This window comes from Hyphomonas sp. CACIAM 19H1 (assembly GCF_003325995.1).
GTDB classification, from domain to species: Bacteria; Pseudomonadota; Alphaproteobacteria; order Caulobacterales; family Hyphomonadaceae; genus Hyphomonas; species Hyphomonas polymorpha.
The window spans coordinates 685,691-701,884 of record NZ_CP016437.1; the positions used below are offsets into that span (position 1 = coordinate 685,691).

General features: G+C 64.2%; 12 protein-coding genes. 5 read left to right on the forward strand and 7 right to left on the reverse strand.

Annotated features, from left to right (window positions below; translation table 11 throughout):
- Window position 1 precedes the first annotated feature (1 nt).
- Complete coding sequence (locus tag BBF93_RS03360) at window positions 2-1,732, forward strand: pilus assembly protein TadG-related protein (RefSeq protein WP_114104949.1); 1,731 nt, start codon at window positions 2-4, stop codon at window positions 1,730-1,732.
- A 12-nt stretch (window positions 1,733-1,744) separates the two neighbouring features.
- Here the strand turns inward: BBF93_RS03360 and BBF93_RS03365 are convergent, their stop codons facing one another.
- A complete protein-coding gene (locus tag BBF93_RS03365; protein WP_035593408.1) occupies window positions 1,745-3,340 on the reverse strand; it encodes a DHA2 family efflux MFS transporter permease subunit in 1,596 nt (531 codons plus the stop codon).
- A 1-nt stretch (window position 3,341) separates the two neighbouring features.
- Window positions 3,342-4,619 carry an HlyD family secretion protein gene (locus BBF93_RS03370; protein WP_114104950.1) on the reverse strand — a complete coding sequence of 426 codons (1,278 nt, stop codon included), beginning with the start codon at window positions 4,617-4,619 and terminating at the stop codon, window positions 3,342-3,344.
- Between the two features lie 105 nt (window positions 4,620-4,724).
- On the opposite strand from BBF93_RS03370, the gene BBF93_RS03375 reads away from it, so the two are divergent.
- Entirely contained in the window at window positions 4,725-5,375 is a 651-nt protein-coding gene (locus tag BBF93_RS03375) for a TetR/AcrR family transcriptional regulator (protein WP_162786387.1), read from the forward strand.
- Here BBF93_RS03375 and BBF93_RS03380 read toward each other — a convergent pair.
- The 3 genes from BBF93_RS03380 to BBF93_RS03390 all read right to left on the reverse strand — a co-directional run bounded on the left by BBF93_RS03380 (window position 5,341) and on the right by BBF93_RS03390 (window position 9,820).
- The gene (locus BBF93_RS03380; protein WP_114104952.1) at window positions 5,341-7,167 is read right to left on the reverse strand and encodes an ankyrin repeat domain-containing protein; all 1,827 of its coding nucleotides are present in this window, start codon (window positions 7,165-7,167) and stop codon (window positions 5,341-5,343) included. The genes BBF93_RS03375 and BBF93_RS03380 overlap by 35 nt on opposite strands.
- A gap of 100 nt (window positions 7,168-7,267) precedes the next feature.
- On the reverse strand, window positions 7,268-8,419 hold the full coding sequence (dnaJ, locus tag BBF93_RS03385) for a molecular chaperone DnaJ (protein WP_035593414.1): 1,152 nt from the start codon (window positions 8,417-8,419) through the stop codon (window positions 7,268-7,270).
- 99 nt (window positions 8,420-8,518) lie between these two features.
- On the reverse strand, window positions 8,519-9,820 hold the full coding sequence (locus BBF93_RS03390) for a penicillin-binding protein activator (RefSeq protein WP_114104953.1): 1,302 nt from the start codon (window positions 9,818-9,820) through the stop codon (window positions 8,519-8,521).
- Window positions 9,821-9,867: 47 nt separating this feature from the next.
- Here BBF93_RS03390 and rsmI point away from each other — a divergent pair, with 47 nt between their 5' ends.
- Both rsmI and BBF93_RS03400 read left to right on the forward strand, forming a co-directional pair.
- Window positions 9,868-10,743, forward strand: a complete 876-nt coding sequence (rsmI, locus tag BBF93_RS03395) for a 16S rRNA (cytidine(1402)-2'-O)-methyltransferase (RefSeq protein WP_114104954.1) — start codon at window positions 9,868-9,870, stop codon at window positions 10,741-10,743.
- Complete coding sequence (locus tag BBF93_RS03400; protein ID WP_114104955.1) at window positions 10,733-11,101, forward strand: YraN family protein; 369 nt, start codon at window positions 10,733-10,735, stop codon at window positions 11,099-11,101. The genes rsmI and BBF93_RS03400 overlap by 11 nt, the downstream gene beginning before the upstream one ends.
- A gap of 8 nt (window positions 11,102-11,109) precedes the next feature.
- Here BBF93_RS03400 and BBF93_RS03405 read toward each other — a convergent pair whose 3' ends face one another.
- Window positions 11,110-11,568: a cytochrome c gene (locus BBF93_RS03405; RefSeq protein ID WP_114104956.1), complete on the reverse strand. Its 459-nt coding sequence runs from the start codon at window positions 11,566-11,568 to the stop codon at window positions 11,110-11,112.
- 255 nt (window positions 11,569-11,823) lie between these two features.
- On the opposite strand from BBF93_RS03405, the gene BBF93_RS03410 reads away from it, so the two are divergent.
- Complete coding sequence (locus tag BBF93_RS03410) at window positions 11,824-13,833, forward strand: transglycosylase domain-containing protein (protein ID WP_114104957.1); 2,010 nt, start codon at window positions 11,824-11,826, stop codon at window positions 13,831-13,833.
- 15 nt (window positions 13,834-13,848) lie between these two features.
- On the opposite strand, the gene BBF93_RS03415 is transcribed toward BBF93_RS03410, so the two are convergent.
- Window positions 13,849-16,167 carry a bifunctional diguanylate cyclase/phosphodiesterase gene (locus BBF93_RS03415; RefSeq protein ID WP_162786388.1) on the reverse strand — a complete coding sequence of 773 codons (2,319 nt, stop codon included), beginning with the start codon at window positions 16,165-16,167 and terminating at the stop codon, window positions 13,849-13,851.
- Window positions 16,168-16,194: the final 27 nt, after the last annotated feature.

A 16,194-nucleotide genomic window follows, 5' to 3' on the forward strand; every position in this document is an offset into this window, starting at 1 on the left:
GATGGCCCCCCTGCGCGCACTTCTTGCGGCGCGCCTTCGGCAGGCGCGGGACGAGACGGGCAATGTTGCGATCATGTCCGCACTGATTTCGCCGGTGGCCATTCTGATGATGGCAATGGCGGTAGACCTTGGCAGTGTCAGCCTTCAGCGACGCGAATTGCAATCCCTGACAGACCTTGCCGCCATCACTGCGGCTGCAAACCTGAATTCAGCGGAAAGTCATGTTCTCACGCTGCTTACCGAAAATGGCATGGGCGATGTCCAGCTTCTGAAAAAGGAAGAATGGCCCACGCGCCGCGATCCGCGCTTCCCCTCCCGCGCGTGGGCCGAGGTCGTCAAAGGCCACTATATCGCCGATGCCAAGCTCCCCCCGGCCATGCGTTTCAAGGCCGGGGGTGAGCCCCTCAATGCAGTGCAGGTCACGGTTGTCCGGTCTGGTGAGTTCTTCATCCTCGCTGGCATCAAGGAGCCCGCAATGATGACCACCAGCGGCGTTGCCTATGCGTCGTCGGAGGCGGCCTTCTCGGTCGGCTCGCGCCTGGCCCGCGTGGAGGGCGGCGCCATCAACGCACTCCTCGGAAGCCTCCTTGGCAGTGAGCTGAACCTGACTGTGATGGACTATAACGCGCTACTGGGTGCTGACATCTCCCTGTTCGAGATGCTGGATGTTCTGGCTACGGATCTTAGCCTCTCCGGTGTCAGCTATGACGATATCCTGGGCACCCGTATCAGCGTTGCCCAGCTTGCGGCGGCCATCCGACAGGCGGGATCGCTGACTGTCCAGACCCGCGCCGCGCTTGGCAAGATCGAACAGAACGCCGGCGCGCAATCGACGCGCATCCGGCTCGCAGATGCCATCGATCTTGGTGGCACCGGCAAGCTGAAGCCGGACGACCCGCGTGCCAAGCCCGCCCTTCAGGCGCCGGTGATGGAGCTTGTCACCGCTGCGATCACCGCCTCGAACGGCGCGCATCAGGCAACCCTGGACCTTGGCACCACTGTGCCCGGCCTTCTGAAAACCAGCGTGGAACTCGTTATCGGGGAGCGCCCCAAGAGCTCTCCCTGGCTGCGCCTCTCCGGCCCCAATGCCGTTGTCACCACGGCGCAGACCCGTCTCAAGGTGGAGTTTGAACTGCCTGGCGCTGCGTTGCTTGCCGGCGCGAAGGTACGCATCCCGCTCTATGTCGAGGTCGCTTCGGCCGAGGCCCAGCTGCGCGCCGTTTCCTGTCAGTCCTCCCGCTCCGGAGCGCCGGTGGTCACCATCGCGGCCCGGCCCGCGGTTGGCCGCGTCATGATCGGGGACATCAAGCGCAGCGAGTTTACCCAGATCGGGCGCACCATCAACGTGTCCCTCACCAAGATTGTCGATACGCTGCTTCTGGATGTGCGGGCGAAGGCAGATGTCCGCGTCGGAAATGAGCGGTCTACGGATCTTTCCTTCTCCCGCGCAGATATCGACGCCAACCGCAGCCAGACAGCCACCACCCGCGATTTTACCTCATCGCTTCTCGGCTCTGCCCTGCGCGAGCTGGATGTGCGTATCGATGCCGGGCCCCTGTCCCTGGCAACGCCGTCGCTGGTGCAGGCAGCCCTTGCTGCAACCCTGACGCCCGTGCTGGAACCCGTCGACAGTGTGGTTTTCAATCTGCTCGCAACGCTCGGCGTGCATCTGGGAGAGGCGGATGTCCGCGTCCATGGCGTCACCTGCCAGGCGCCGGTGCTCGTCCAGTAAATCCGCTGCAGTTCAATGCGCCGGGCCTGCGGGCGCATTCACGGGTTTCTTCAGCACAAGCAGCGCCAGAAGCATCAGGCAGAAGGCCATCGCCATCGCCATGAACAGGTTGTTGAACGTCATGGTCATCGCTTCGATCTTCATCCGCATCACCAGCTGCGCATAGGCAGAGGCTGCCGGATCGGCCAGGCCATGGGCCGCGCCCGCCGCTTCGGCCTGCTGCAGGAAGGCCTGCACTTCCGGCCGCGCCGGGTCGAGGCCGGATGCAATTTCCTGCTCGTGCAGCGCCGTGAAATGATAGGTCATCGTGTTCAGCGCCGCGATGCCGAAGGCCCCGCCCAGGTTGCGCACCACGGTGAAGAGGCCCGATGCGTTCGCCACCATCGGCGGGGGCAGCGTGCCCAGCGCCAGATTGGACACCGGCACCATCGTCATGATGAGGCCAATCCCGCGCAGCGCCTGGGGCCACATCAGTTCGTTGAAGCCTGATTGCGCGGTCAGCTGCGCATTGCCCCAGAGGCCCGCCGTCACCAGCACGATACCGATACCCACCACAAGGCGCGGATCGTAACGCTTCGTCAGCGCGCCCGAAAGCGGCCCGCCGATGAACATCGCGATGCCGGAAATACTCATGATCTGGCCAATCTGCAGCGGCGAAAATCCGCGCACCTGCCCGAGAAACAGCGGCAGGATATAGACCGATCCGTAAAGGCCGAGGCCGACAATGGTGGCTATCATCGCGCCGGACCAGAAGTTCCGGTTGCGGAACACCATCAGGTCGACAATCGGCGTATGATAGGTGAAGGAGCGGAAGAAGAAGATCACGCCCGCCACAGCGCAGAGGGCCGCCCCATACACGATGCTGCGGTCGGTGAACCAGCCTGCGCTCGGGCCTTCGTCGACCACCCATTCAAGGCTGCCCAGGAAGAGGGCCATCGCGGCGAATCCGAGCACATCCAGCCGGCGCAGCAGAGCGAAGTCACCCTTCTGTTTGGGTACGAACAGATACACAAGCACGCAGGCGGCAATGCCTGGGCCGATATTGATCAGGAACAGCCAGTGCCAGCCCAGATGCTCGGTCACCCAGCCGCCGAGTGTCGGGCCAATCGACGGGGCCAGCGTGGCCACCATGCCGATCATCACCTGTTGCGTCATCGAGCGTCCGCCGGGGAACAGGGTAAAGGCCGCTGCCATTGTGGTGGGCACCATGGCCGCCCCGGCAAAGCCCTGAATGGCACGGAAGAAAATCAGCGAGTCGAGATCCCAGGAAAGCGCGCAGAGCAGGCTGGTAACGGTAAAGGCGCCCGCCGACAGGATGAACAGGCGGCGCAGCCCGAACACCCGGTTGAGAAATCCCGAAAGCGGAATGCCCACCACTTCGGCAATCAGATACCCGGTCTGCACCCAGGCGATTTCCTCGCCGCTGGCGGCCACGCCGGCCTGGATCTGACGGATGGAACTAGCGACGATCTGCACGTCGAGGATCGACATGAACATGCCGATCACCATGGCAAAGAAGCCGATATGCAGCGTCAGGGGTATCTTCTCCTCCGCCGCGCTGGCGGCGGGGGGAGCGCCTGCACCGGGTGAGGCCGTCGCGGCGGTCATGTCAGCTCTTGGCGGGCTTTGCCGAAACAGTCGCTTCCACCGACAGGCCGGGCCGCATCAGGCCGGTGGCGAGGGCATCCTGCGAAATCGCGATCCGCACCGGCACCCGCTGCACGATCTTGGTGAAGTTGCCGGTCGCCGTATCCATCGGAATGAGGCTGAACTGCCCGCCAGAGGCGGGGGCCAGCGACTCCACCGTCCCATGCACCTTCATGTCCGGATACGCATCAATATGCAGCTCCACCGGCTGGCCCGGCTGCATCCGGCCAAGCTGGGTTTCCTTGAAGTTGGCAATCACATAAGCGCTCTGTGTGGGAACGATCGCCATCGTCTGCTGGCCGGGGTTGACCAGCTGGCCCCGCGCCACCGTCCGGTTGGTGACGATCCCGTCAACCGGCGCGCGGATCTCAAACCGGCCACTGTCAAGCGCGGCAGCTTCCACCCGCGCCTTCGCGGCGGCCACCTGCGCATCGGCGCTGGCGATGGCGGCTTCTGCAGCGCCAATATCTTCCTGCGCGCGGGCCAGCGACGTGCGGGCAACCGAGATGCGGCTTTTCTGCGAAACAATGGCGGCGCCTGCCTGATCGGCCGATGCATTGGCCGCGTCTGCCTTGGCGGCGGCCGTGTCGAGGCCGGCCTTGGGATAGAAGCCGCGCTCAGCCAGTTGCTCGTCCCGCGCAAGCTCGTCCTTGGCAAGGCGGGCATTGGCGTTGGCCGCTTCGGCCCCGGCGTTCAGCTCGGAGAGGCGGTCGTTTTCGGCGGCGAGGCTGGCTGCGGCGCCCGCCGCGGTGGATTTCAGCGAAGCCAGTTGTGCCCGGGCGCGGGCAGCTTCCGCCTCTGCGGCGGCCAGGGCGGCGCGCGCCTCTTCCATTCGTGCGGCAGCGTCAGCCCCTTCCAGCCGGATCAGCAGGTCGCCCGCCTTCACCGCCTGATTGTCGCTTACCGCCACGTCTTCGACATATCCCTGCACCTTGGGTGCCACCAGCGTGATGTCGGCGCGCACATAAGCGTTGTCGGTGGAAACGTCGAACCGTCCGGTGGTCCACCAGTCGGTCCCTTTCCACCCGATGATCAGGGCCAGCAGCAGGCCAAGCCCGATCAGGATCGGGCGGCGATGCCGCTCCACAAAGCCTGCCGGCTCAGCTTCTGGGCTGGCATTTTCCGGATCGGCTCTTCCGGCGGGATTTTGCGGGGACGGTTGGGAGGAGGCAGGCCCGGGCTCAGAACGGGGAGGAAGCGGCTGAGCGGCGGGCTTCGGGGAGAGAGTTTGTTGGCGCATGGCACTTGTTTCTGATGGTCGGGCTGATCATTTCCCGAAACTGTAATCTTGATTACACCACCAAAATGTGTAATGTCAATTACACCAATTCGTGAAAGTTCACTCATGCCTGCCTTTTCGGAAAAAGCTTCAGAAACAGCGGCAACCGGGCGCGCAGGCCGCGCCGCGCAGCGCCGTGAGGCGTTTCTGGATGCTGCGCGGGATGTTTTTCTGGAGCAGGGGTATGAAGCCGCCAGCATGGCCGAGATCGTTGCGCGCGCCGGCGGGTCGCTCTCCACGCTCTATGCCCAGTTCGGAGACAAGGAGGGGCTGTTTCTCGCCGTCGTCACCCGCCGCGTGAAGGAGCTTTCCGGCGCCCTGCAGCTGGAACTCTCCGCGCACGCTCCGGCTGAGGAAGGCCTGCGCCGCATCGGCCAGAACTTCGTGGCCCATCTGTTGACGCCCACTGGCATCGGCCTTTACCGCGTCATTCTCGGCCTCGCGCCAAAGTTCCCGGATCTCTCCCGCCAGTTCTATGAGAAAGGCCTCAGCGAAGTGCGCGCCGCCGTCGCCGCCTATCTGATAGACCGGGAAGCAGCCTGCGAGCTCAAACTGCGCGACCCCCACCGTGCCGCCCACTTCTTCCTCGAAATGGTTCGCGGCACCCTGGCTCACCGCGCCCTGCTGATCCCCGGATATTTTCCGGACGCAGACGAAATCCGCGAGGTGGTAGACGACGCCGTCAGCCTCTTCCTGGACGGCCTGCGCCACCGTTGAGCAGGGCTGGGTTGCGACCTAGATACCAGTTGAGGTCATTGCCTTGCGTATCCCGCGCAGCCGTATCGGCGCCCGCTTCGATCAATAACTGGATCAGGTCTTCGCCGGCATTCTCCGCCGCATACATCAGGGCGGAGCGCCGATCGCGCTCAAGCCGGCCACAACCGGTTGTGGGATTCCCCGCTCTGCGGCCGTCGGTGCGGGCATTCACATCGGCGCCCGCCGCAATCAGAAGACGCGCCGCCTCAATATTCCCGGTCTGGGCCGCATACATCAGCGCCGTCTTGCCGAAATAATTCGTAGGCGTATTGGCATCGATCCCAGCGCTGAGCACAATTTCCAGCACTTCCGGGCGGCTAACGGCTGCGGGCAGAATACCGCCGGCAAAGCGGACAGCCTCACGTCTATCGCCCGCCCGCTGTACATATGCCCAGCTCTCCAGAAACACCGGCTCGATCCGGCTGGCGGAAAGGCCGGCATGGATCGCGGCAGCAATGGCCGTCCGGGGCGCCGCGCGGTTCTGAGGAGAAGGCGGCAGGCTGAGCAGGCCGGGCGCGGTCAGGGCAGCGTCTGCCAGCGCCGCCGCGCCCGCGTCCAATTCCAACACCAGCGGAGGCTCGCCCTCCATTGCAAGAGAGGCCAGTGGGGCGTCACTGCTGCGGGCATAGAACACCCGGTCCATCAATGCCCGCCAGGCGCGCAGGGCTGCGTCTTCTGCCGCCTCGGGTGTCATGTAAAAACGCGCAGCATAATGCTCCGCCATCTGAGCGAGAAAGTCCGGCTCGCCGTCTTTCAGGCGTTGATACACTGCCCAGCCTTCCGGATCGCTTGCGCCCCAGTTCAGTGCGCGAAGCAGGCGCGCCGTGTCATCGGACGGAAGATCGCCCCTCGGTATTTCCAGAGGCTGCGCCGATGCCTGGGGGCGATGGAAAATGTCGGCCAGCAAGCGGCGCGGATCAACCCCGGTCCACCCCATCGTGCCATAGCACATCAGGTTTTCGCCCGGCCCGCCATACATGGTCTGCAGCGCCTGAAGAAACGGGGAGGTGGCCGCAATCGCTTCCAGCTCGTCCTTTGGCGGACGAACCCTGATCTCGCAAACCGGCCCGGCATTCTCCGCAGGCCACACACGGCGCAGCGTTTCAATCTCCATGTCCGCCACGCGCGGGCGGTAGGTCTCGGGCGAAGCCGTGTAAAGCGCGCCGTCTTTCAGGAAGAGGCGCGCCTGAGCTACAATGCCAAACTCCGCCGTCGGCCCGCCCAGCGCCGCGTCGGCCAGATCGATCCAGCCCTGCTTGCTGCTGCCGATAGGGGCGCGGGCCTCATAGGCCTTTACCACGGCATCGAACGCCGCTTCATCCTCGAACACATAGAGCGCCGCGCCCAGATACCGCCAGCCGATATCCCGGCCGACCACCAGCAGCACCTCATTCTCGCCGTCCCCGTCAAGATCATGGCGCACAGCCTGCTGAAAGGTCGAGAGGCCATCCTTGCGGCCTGTATAGTCCGTATCCGGAAATCTGAAGGCGGCATCCTGCGGCATTCCGCGCAGGTCTATCGCCGCGGCGTCCATCTCGCCGGGGCTGCGGAACTGGTTTTCCCAGGCGGCGGCATAAGGCGCGCAGAGTTCGGGGGCATCATTGCGGACAAGCTGCGGCGTGAAAGGGGGAATCTCCCGGCCCGGCCTGCTGAGATCGGCGGCGGCGATACTGGTAAGTGCCGCAGGCGGATGCGCGCACGCCGCCAGCACTATCCCGGCCGCGCCCAGAAGCCACGCACTTCCTCTGGCCATGCCCCAGTCCTCCGCTTGCTGATCCCAGCACCTAAACGGAGAATATGGCATCAATCCAGAATGGATCGTTTATCTGCGAGGCAAAATCGCGGCGACCGGCTCAAACCGGGCGTTTTTCGTCGCCTTCGCCGCCCCAGAAGCGTTTGATCTTGCCGAGAAAGCCTTCGCTTTCCGGATGGCAGTCAGCGCCGGAACAGTCACAGAACTGGCGCAGCAATTCCTTCTGGCGGCTGGTCAGGTTCTGCGGGGTCTCCACGAACATCTCGACATAGAGATCGCCGGTCTGCCCATTGGCGCGTACGCTCGGCATGCCCTTGCCGCGCAGGCGCAGCTTGCGGCCCGTCTGCGCACCTTCGGGGATGGCCACGCGGGCACGGCCGCCATCGATGGTCGGAATGTCGATCTCGCCGCCCAGCGCCGCCGTCGTCATCGGCACCGGCGCACGGCAATAGAGGTTGGGCCCGTCGCGTTCGAAGATGTCGTGTTCGACCACTTCGACGAAGATATAGAGATCGCCCTTCGGCCCGCCGGCACTGCCCGGTTCGCCCTCGCCGGACAGCCGGATGCGCATCCCGCTCTCAACGCCTGCGGGGATCTTCACCTGCAGCTTGCGTTCTTCCTTCACCTGGCCGGCGCCGCCACAGGTCTTGCACGGCTTGCGGATGATTTGGCCGCGCCCCTGACAGATATGGCAGGTGCGTTCCATGGTGAAAAAGCCCTGCTGGGCGCGCACGCGGCCATGGCCGCCGCAAGTCTCGCAGGTTTCGGGCTTGGTGCCGGGCGCGGCCCCCGTGCCTTCGCACGGGCGGCAGGTCACTGCCTGGGGCACATGGATGGTTTCGTCCTTGCCGTAGAAGGCTTCTTCCAGCGTGATTTCGAGGTCATAGCGCAGGTCTGCGCCGCGCTGCGGGCCGCTGCGGCGGCGGCTGGAGGCAAAGCCCCCGCCAAACACCTGGCTGAACAGATCCTGGAAGATATCCTCGGGGTTGCCGCCCTGGCCAAACGGGTTGCCGCCCATTCCGCCATTCTCGAAGGCACCATGGCCATAACGGTCATAGGCGGCCCGTTTCTGCGGATCGGAGAGCACGGCATAGGCCTCTCCCACTTCCTTGAACTTCTCTTCCGCTGTGGCATCGCCCGGATTCTGGTCGGGGTGATACTTCATTGCCAGCTTGCGATAGGCTGATTTCAGCGCCTTCTCGTCGACGCCGCGGTCAACGCCGAGCACTTCATAATAGTCGCGCTTGTTCATATCTTCGTCGCTGCCTGAACTCTGGTCCGCCCTGTGCGGGTCATTTGGGGCGCCCTCCGGCCCCCCGCAAGGGCCGGAGTCAGGCGCAAGTCAGGCCAATTAGCTACCACCCGGCGGGAATTGGGTAATACCTTTCTCCACGACAGAGGCGCCGCCGCCGCCGATCTGCTTCACGGCCAGCCCGCGCTGGGCGGTCCCGTCGAGGCGATAGCGGAAGAGGCCGTTTACTCCCATGAAGCCGTTGGGGTCGGTCACGCCGGAATGCTGGATCGCCCCGGCGGCCGACAGATTTACGGCCATCGCGGCGGCGTCATAGGCGGCTGCCGCCAGGTCGGTCGGCGCGCGGCCATAGATCCGGCGATAGGTGTCCTTGAAGGTCGTCATATTGCCCGGATCAGGCGTGGCAAAGATGCCGCCTTCCAGCGTCGGTTCGCGCCAGACAGAGCTGTCGTCCCAGTTGCTCGTGCCCATCAGGCGCACGCGTTTCAGGTCCACGCCATTATAAGGCAGCAGCGGCGCCACCGCGAGCAGGCGGGTGCCCCGCTCGGGGATCATCACGCCCACGCGCTGGTTGGAGCCTGCATATTCGGCCTTCACCACGCTGGCGATCTGGCGTGCCTGGTCTCCAGCCCCAGAATCGGCCGGGTAGAACGCGCTGGAGGCCACCCGCCAGCCATTTCTGGCCGCTTCGGCGCGCATCGCTGCCTCCACCTGCCGGCCATACGGGCTGTCAGGCCCGAGATACACAAAGGTGCGCGTGCCCCGGCTGGCGGCATAGCCCATCACGCGGATCACTTCCTCTTCCGGCATCACCGAGGCCAGATACGCCCCGCCACCGGCAGCGGTCGGATCGTTGGAGAAGGCCACCACGGGAATGGATTTGCGGTTGGCCGCCTGTTTCACCCCGCCCACATTGGCGGCAAACAGGGGCCCCAGAATAATGTCTGCGCCTTCCTTGATGGCTTCATCGGCGCGCGCTTCAGCGGTTGAGGCGCGGCCTGCCGTGTCCATCGGCATGATCAGGAAGTCGGTCCCGGCCAGTTCGAACAGCGCGAGTTCAACCCCCGCCAGCATGCTTTCGGCTTCCGAGCGCACATTGGCGCTGGGATGGGTAAAGGGCAGCAGCACTGCGGCGCGTTTAACATCCTTGCCGCGCATGAAATCCGGTGTCAGGCCGCCATCATCCCGGAAATAGGGTTCGTCCACCTGGCTGGTGTCAAACGTCTCACCGGGCTTTGGCTGCACGGGCTCTCCGGTCACCGGATCGACGCGCGGCTGGCCTGTCCCGATGGAGACCGGCGGGCGCGCCGGCGCCGAGGCGCAGGCTGTCGCCAGAAGCAGCGAGGCCAGCACAAGGCTTGGCGCCCGGAGTTTCCTGAGTAAGGGTGGCAACAATGTCATCTTCCGATCCTTCCGACGCCAGTTCGATTCCAGCCGAGGGCGACTCTATGAGCGCCGCCGGTGCCGGGCAACAGCCCGTTGCCGTTTCTCCGGGCCTGTATGTTGTTTCCACGCCCATCGGCAACCTCCGGGACATCACCCTGCGCGCGCTGGACATCCTGTCCGCTGCCGATGAGGTTCTGGCCGAAGACACCCGCGTGGCGGCAAAACTTATGTCCGCCTACGGGATTAAAGCCCGTCTCAGCCCGTACCATGACCATAATGGGGCCGAACGGAGACCGCAGATCCTCGCGCGTTTGGAAAAGGGCGGCCGCATCGCGCTGATCTCGGACGCCGGTACGCCGCTGGTGTCCGATCCCGGCTGGAAGCTGGTGCATGACGCGCTGGAGGCGGGCCACAAGGTCCATCCTGTGCCCGGCGCCTCGGCCCTGCTGGCGGGGCTCGTCGCGTCTGGTCTGCCGAGTGACCGGTTCATGTTTGCCGGCTTCCTGCCGCCCAAATCCGGCGCCCGCAAAGCCGCCCTCGAATCACTCAAGCACGTTCCCGCCACGCTCGTCTTCTATGAAAGCGGCCCGCGCCTTGCCGAAAGCCTGGCAGACCTTGCCAGCGTTCTGGGCGGCGCGCGCCAGGCTGCCGTCGCCCGTGAACTCACCAAGATGTTCGAGGAAACCCGGCGCGGCACGCTGGAAAGCCTCGCCCGGCATTATGACGAAGCCGGCCCGCCGCGCGGCGAGATTGTCGTTCTCGCCGGCCCGCCGGAGGAAAAATCCGCCACCGCCGCTGATCTCGACTCCGCCCTGCGCGACGCCCTGAAAACCATGCCCACAAAGGAAGCCGCCAGCAGCGTCTCCGAGGCGCTCGGCCTGCCGCGCCGCGAGGTCTATCAGCGCGCCCTGCAGATCAAATCGGAAGATGCCGGCTAAGCGCCAGATCGCCGAGGCGCGCGGGCGGCAGGCAGAGCGCCGCGCCGCCCTCTGGCTGCGCCTCAAGGGCTATTCCATCCTGGCGTCGCGGGTGAAGCTTCCGGTGGGAGAGATTGATCTCATCGCCCGCAAGGGCCGGCTGATCGCCTTTGTCGAGGTGAAGGCCCGCGCCCGCAGGGACGATGCCCTCGGCGCCGTCAGCGTCCAGTCCTGGCAGCGCATCGCCCGCGCCGCAGAGGCCTGGATGGGCCAGCGCCCGAAGCTCGCAGACTATGGCTGGCGTTACGACATCATCGCGCTGGCCCCCGGCCGCCTGCCGCATCATCTGAAGGATGCCTGGCGCCCCGGTCTGGCTTAGCCAGCGCCTCACTCTACCGCTGTCGGCGGGGTCTCCTGGATGCTCACCAGGTAGGCCAGCAGCACATCCATCCCGAGGTCTCCGAACACGAAGTCCGGCATGTCCTCATGGCCCACATGAATGCCCGCCCGGAAGTCTTCGGCCAGGTTTTCCGGCGAGTAGAGCGACAGCACATAGCGTAGCGGCGGCGCGTCAGCCCTCAGGCTCGCATCCTGATCCAGCCCATGGCAGATCGCGCAATGGGTTTCGGCAATCGCCTTGCCGTCGGCAATCGAGGCTTCATCCATCGGAATGCCCAGCGCGTCGGCATCAAACAGGGGCCCCTCGGGCTCTGCCGGCGTTTCCAGCCCCACGCCGGGCGAGGGCACATGCGGCGGCTCGACCGGCTGGCGTTCACAGGCGGCGATTGTCATCAGCCCGGCGGCCAGCAGCAGGGCAGCCGGACGGAGAGGCAGGGAAGGGCGCATCGGCGGGCTCCTTTTGCAGAAAGTTGGGGCAGGGCGGCGCAGGCCAGAATCGGCCATGGACCTTCCCTATACCACAGATCCACCCTGCCACCGGCCTGCAGAAAGGCGAAACCCGTACTTTTCCCTAGCCGGAGGCGCCTGACGGCCTGTACTCTCCGTTCCGTTCCAGCTGGTGCCTTCACCCTGCCGTAATCTTCTATCAGTTAGGCTCCGGGTTTCAGGCACACTCCAGCATTCAGGCCGGGCCATTCACGCATGACCGACAGCCATCAACCGCCCCGTATGCCGAGGGTCATTCGTGTCCCGGCGCAGGCGCTCTCGCCGCGCCGGCTGAGCCCGCTGCGCATTCTGCTGATCGCCATCGGCGCCATCGCCCTCTGCGGTGGCGCCTGGGGTCTGTGGAAATGGCAGAGCCTGCATTCGGGCATGCCCCGCCTGCCGGAAGTGTCCGAGCTGTGGCAGGCCCAGCGCGAGGCCGCCATCGAGTTCATTGACGCAGACGGCAACACCCTCGCCGTGCGCGGCCCCCGCTATGGCCGCGCCATTACGGTGGCAGAGCTGCCCAAACATGTCTCCCAGGCCTTCATCGCGGCTGAAGACAAGCGTTTCTACGAACATGACGGCGCCGATGAGGCCGCCATCGCCCGCGCCGCCATTTCCAATGCCGCCGCCGGCGAAACCGTTTCGGGCGCCTCCACGATCACCCAGCAGCTGGTGAAGAACCTCGTTCTCGACAGCCGCCAGACGATGCAGCGCAAGGCGCAGGAAATCACCCTCGCCCGCCAGCTCGAAAAGAAGATGTCGAAAGACGAGATCCTCTCGCTCTATCTCAACCGCATCTATTTCGGCGCCGGCCTTTACGGCATCGACGCCGCCTCCCGCTTCTATTTCGGCAAACCCCCGGCTGAGCTTCAGATCCACGAAGCCGCCCTGCTGGCCGCGCTGCCCAAGGCCCCGTCCAAGCTCAATCTGCGCGACAATCTGGAGGGCGCCAAATCCCGCCAGCTTTATGTGCTGAAGGAAATGGAGAGCGAGCGCTACATCTCCCGTCAGGAAGCCGCCGCTGCCCGAGAAGCGCCGATCAACATCATTCCCGCCCCGCGCTACGACCCCCAGCTCGGCTACGCGCTGGATATTGCCGCCGAGCGCCTGAAGACGCTCCTGCCGCGCGTGCCGGGGGATGCTGTCGTCCAGTTGACCATTGATCCCAAGGTCCAGCAGAAAACCCAGGCCCTGCTGTCGGACCGCATGGCCAAGGATGGCAAGGCCGTTTCCGCCAGCCAGGTCTCCGCCCTGATCCTTGACCGCACCGGCGCCGTCGTCGCCCTCACCGGCGGGGTGGACTATGCCGCCTCGCCCTTCAACCGCGTCACCCAGTCCAAGCGCCAGCCCGGTTCCAGCTTCAAGCCTTTCGTGTATGCCCTCGCGCTGGAAGACGGCTATTCGCCCTATGACGTGTTCAACGACCGGCCGATTTCCATCGGCAAATGGCAGCCGGTGAACTATAGCGGCGAATATCACGGGCCGATGACGCTGTCCGAAGCGCTCGCCCGTTCCACCAACACGGTGGCGGCAGAGCTTGGCAACGAAACCAATCCCGAGCGCGTCGCCGCCCTGGCCAAACGCTTCGGCATTGCCAGCGAGATGAAGCCTTACCCCTCCATCGCTCTCGGCAGCCAGGAAGTCAGCCTCTGGGAACTCGTGCGCGCCTATGGCGTGTTCCAGTCAGGCGGCTACCGGATGGAGCCCTATCTGATCGCCCGCGTCACGGACTCGCGCGGCCAGGTCTATTTCGAACATCCCGCCTCCGAGCGGGAACGTGTGTACCCGGAAGACCTTGCCGCCGAGATGAATGCCATGATGATGCGCGTCATCAGCGCTTCTTTCGGCACCGGCGGGCGCGCCCGCGTTCCGAACTGGACCGTCGCAGGCAAGACCGGCACCAGCCAGGAGTCCCGCGATGCCTGGTTTGTCGGCTTCACGGCGGCCTATGTCGGCGGCGTCTGGGTCGGCAATGATGATGACAGCCCCATGCGCCGCGTTACCGGCGGTGCCCTCCCGGCAGAGCTGTGGGCAGAGATCATGAAGGTCGCCCATGAGGGCAAGAAACCGGAACCCCTCTTCGGGGCAAACCGCGCTGTGGTGCTTGATCCGGCGGCGGAACAGCGCATCACCTTCTATCGCGGCATGGCTCAGGCCTTCGCCGCCGCCTCCGGTTCCTCCCGCACTGCCAGCCGTGGCGGAAACGTTCAGCAGGCAGAATAGTCCGCCTGCGTCCGGTCAGTTTGCCATCGCGGCTCTGGGCGCGATGTATTCGTTTTCCTGCGGCGCTGCTTGTGTCTCGCTGTCCTCGGAAGCGGCGTCAATCAGATGCCTCATGGCGTCCATGGGCTGTGGCCGCCCCACCAGATATCCCTGAAGCTCGTCACAGCCATGCTGGCGCAGGAAGTCTGCCTGGTACAGCGTCTCGACACCTTCCGCCGTACAGCGCAGCCCCAGCAGTTTTGCCAGCGTCAGCGTCGCCTGGGTGATCGCCCGGCTTTCCGCATCGGTCTCGATCCCGCGCACAAAGCTCTGATCAATCTTGATCTTGTGGAAGGGGAACATCCGCAGATAGCTGAGCGAGGAATAACCCGTGCCGAAATCATCCAGAGAAATTCTCAGGCCCATGTCACGCAACTGATGCAAACGTTCAAGCGCAAAGCCTGTATCGGCCATCAGAACGGATTCGGTAATCTCCAGCTCAATGCGCGAAGGGTCCAGCCTGTTGGCAGCCAGGGCATGCACGATCGTCGACACAAGGCTCGTGGCGTTCATCTGCAGCGGCGAGATATTGATCGCGATGCGGATATTGGAGGGTAGACGCGCAGCCTGCGCTGCGGCCGATCGGATGATCCATTCGCCGATGCTTACGATCAGGCCATTTTCCTCGGCAATGGGAACAAACTCCGAGGGCGGAATCATGCCAAGCTTGGGATGGTTCCAGCGCACCAGCGCCTCAAAGCCGACAACCTTCTGCGTTTCGGTGCTCAGTTGAGGCTGGTAGACGAGGAACAGCTCGCCGCGCGCAATCGCTTCGCGCAGATCCGATTCTCCGCGCAGGCGCGCTTCGGCCTTGTTCGCCATCTCCGGAGAAAACATCGCCCACTGGCCTTTTCCCTTGCTGCGGGAGGCGTGCATCGCAAGATCGGCGTGTTTCAGCGCCATCTGTGCGTCCAGGTTGCGGTCGTCGAATTTGCGCAAGCCGATTGAGGCCGTCGAAACGATGGTTGCGCCCCATACCGAATAAGGCTCATTGAGATAGGCACTCAGCGTGTCCATGAAGCTCTCAAGACCATTCTCGCAGGCTGGCCGCTCAATCGCCATGACAAAGCCATCACTGGCGATCCGGGCCACAAGGTCATTGGCGGTTGCGTGCTCGGTCAACCGGTTGGTCACCTGCCGCAGCAACTGGTCAGCTGCCTGATGACCGAGTGTGTCATTGATCACCTTGAACGTATCCAGATCCAGACAGATCAGTGCCCGGACGGATGCAATCTCCAGCGGTGCGCTGGCCCAGCCTTCCAGCAGGTCCAGCAGATGGGCGCGGTTGGGCAGCCCGGTCAGATCATCATAATGCGCCAGACGTTCGATGCGGTCTTCGGCCTGTTTGGCCTGCGTCACATTCGACGCCACGCCGCGAAAGCCAATGAACCGGTCGTCTTCATAGATCGGCTTGCCGGTGAGGGAGACCCAGCAATTGTCACACCCCGATACGCGCACCTGCAGAACGATATCCTGAAATGGCTCGCAGGCCTGCATCGCCTGCTCAAGTTTGCGGCGGCTTTCCCCGCTCTGGAACAGCGAAAAGAAGTTACGCCCCACACTCATGAAGGATTTGGAATTGTCCGCGTCCCTGCCGTTGCAGGGCACGCTCTCCAGCCGGAAATCGCTGCCTGTCTGCCACAGCCAGTCAGAAGACGTCTCGCCAAAATCGCGCAGCAGCAGGCTGATGACCTGAGATTGCTCGCTTAAGGCCGCCTCGCTCAGATACTGTTGAACAAACTGCCGGTGTGCCCAGCGCACCGAATAGATGAGAACAAATATGTATACGGCAGACAGCACACCAATCAGATGGCTGGTCAGCCCCCCGCGCAGAAGGCTGGCGCTCAGCAGACCGATGCCGATGGGAACAATGAAGCAAATGGCTGCCTGCGGCACGCGGGAGAGCAGGAAGGTTCCGCCAAACATCATGCCTGCGGTGATGGTGATGCAGGCCATGAACTCGGTGTCGCTGGCATTGAGGGCGATCATCAGGGGCAGGGCGCCCCAGAACAGGCCATGCACAGTTGCGCTTTTCGCCACTGCATGCAGCTTGCGCGCAGCAAATCCGTCCGTGTGGCGATATTTCATCCCGCGCAGATGCTGCAGGAAGGTGATGCCGTTGAGCAGTGTCAGTCCCAGACCCCAGAGCGCGGCCATCGGGCTTTCCCCGTGCGGGCCAAGCTGGACCAGGATGATCGCGGTATTGAGCAATCCGACAAGCAGCATCACCATGATCAGATGGTTGATGGAGTTAACCTGCTTGATTTCAAGTCCCGGCTGGAGTTTCGGGGGCACCGGAACCGGCTTTAAGAATTTTACCAA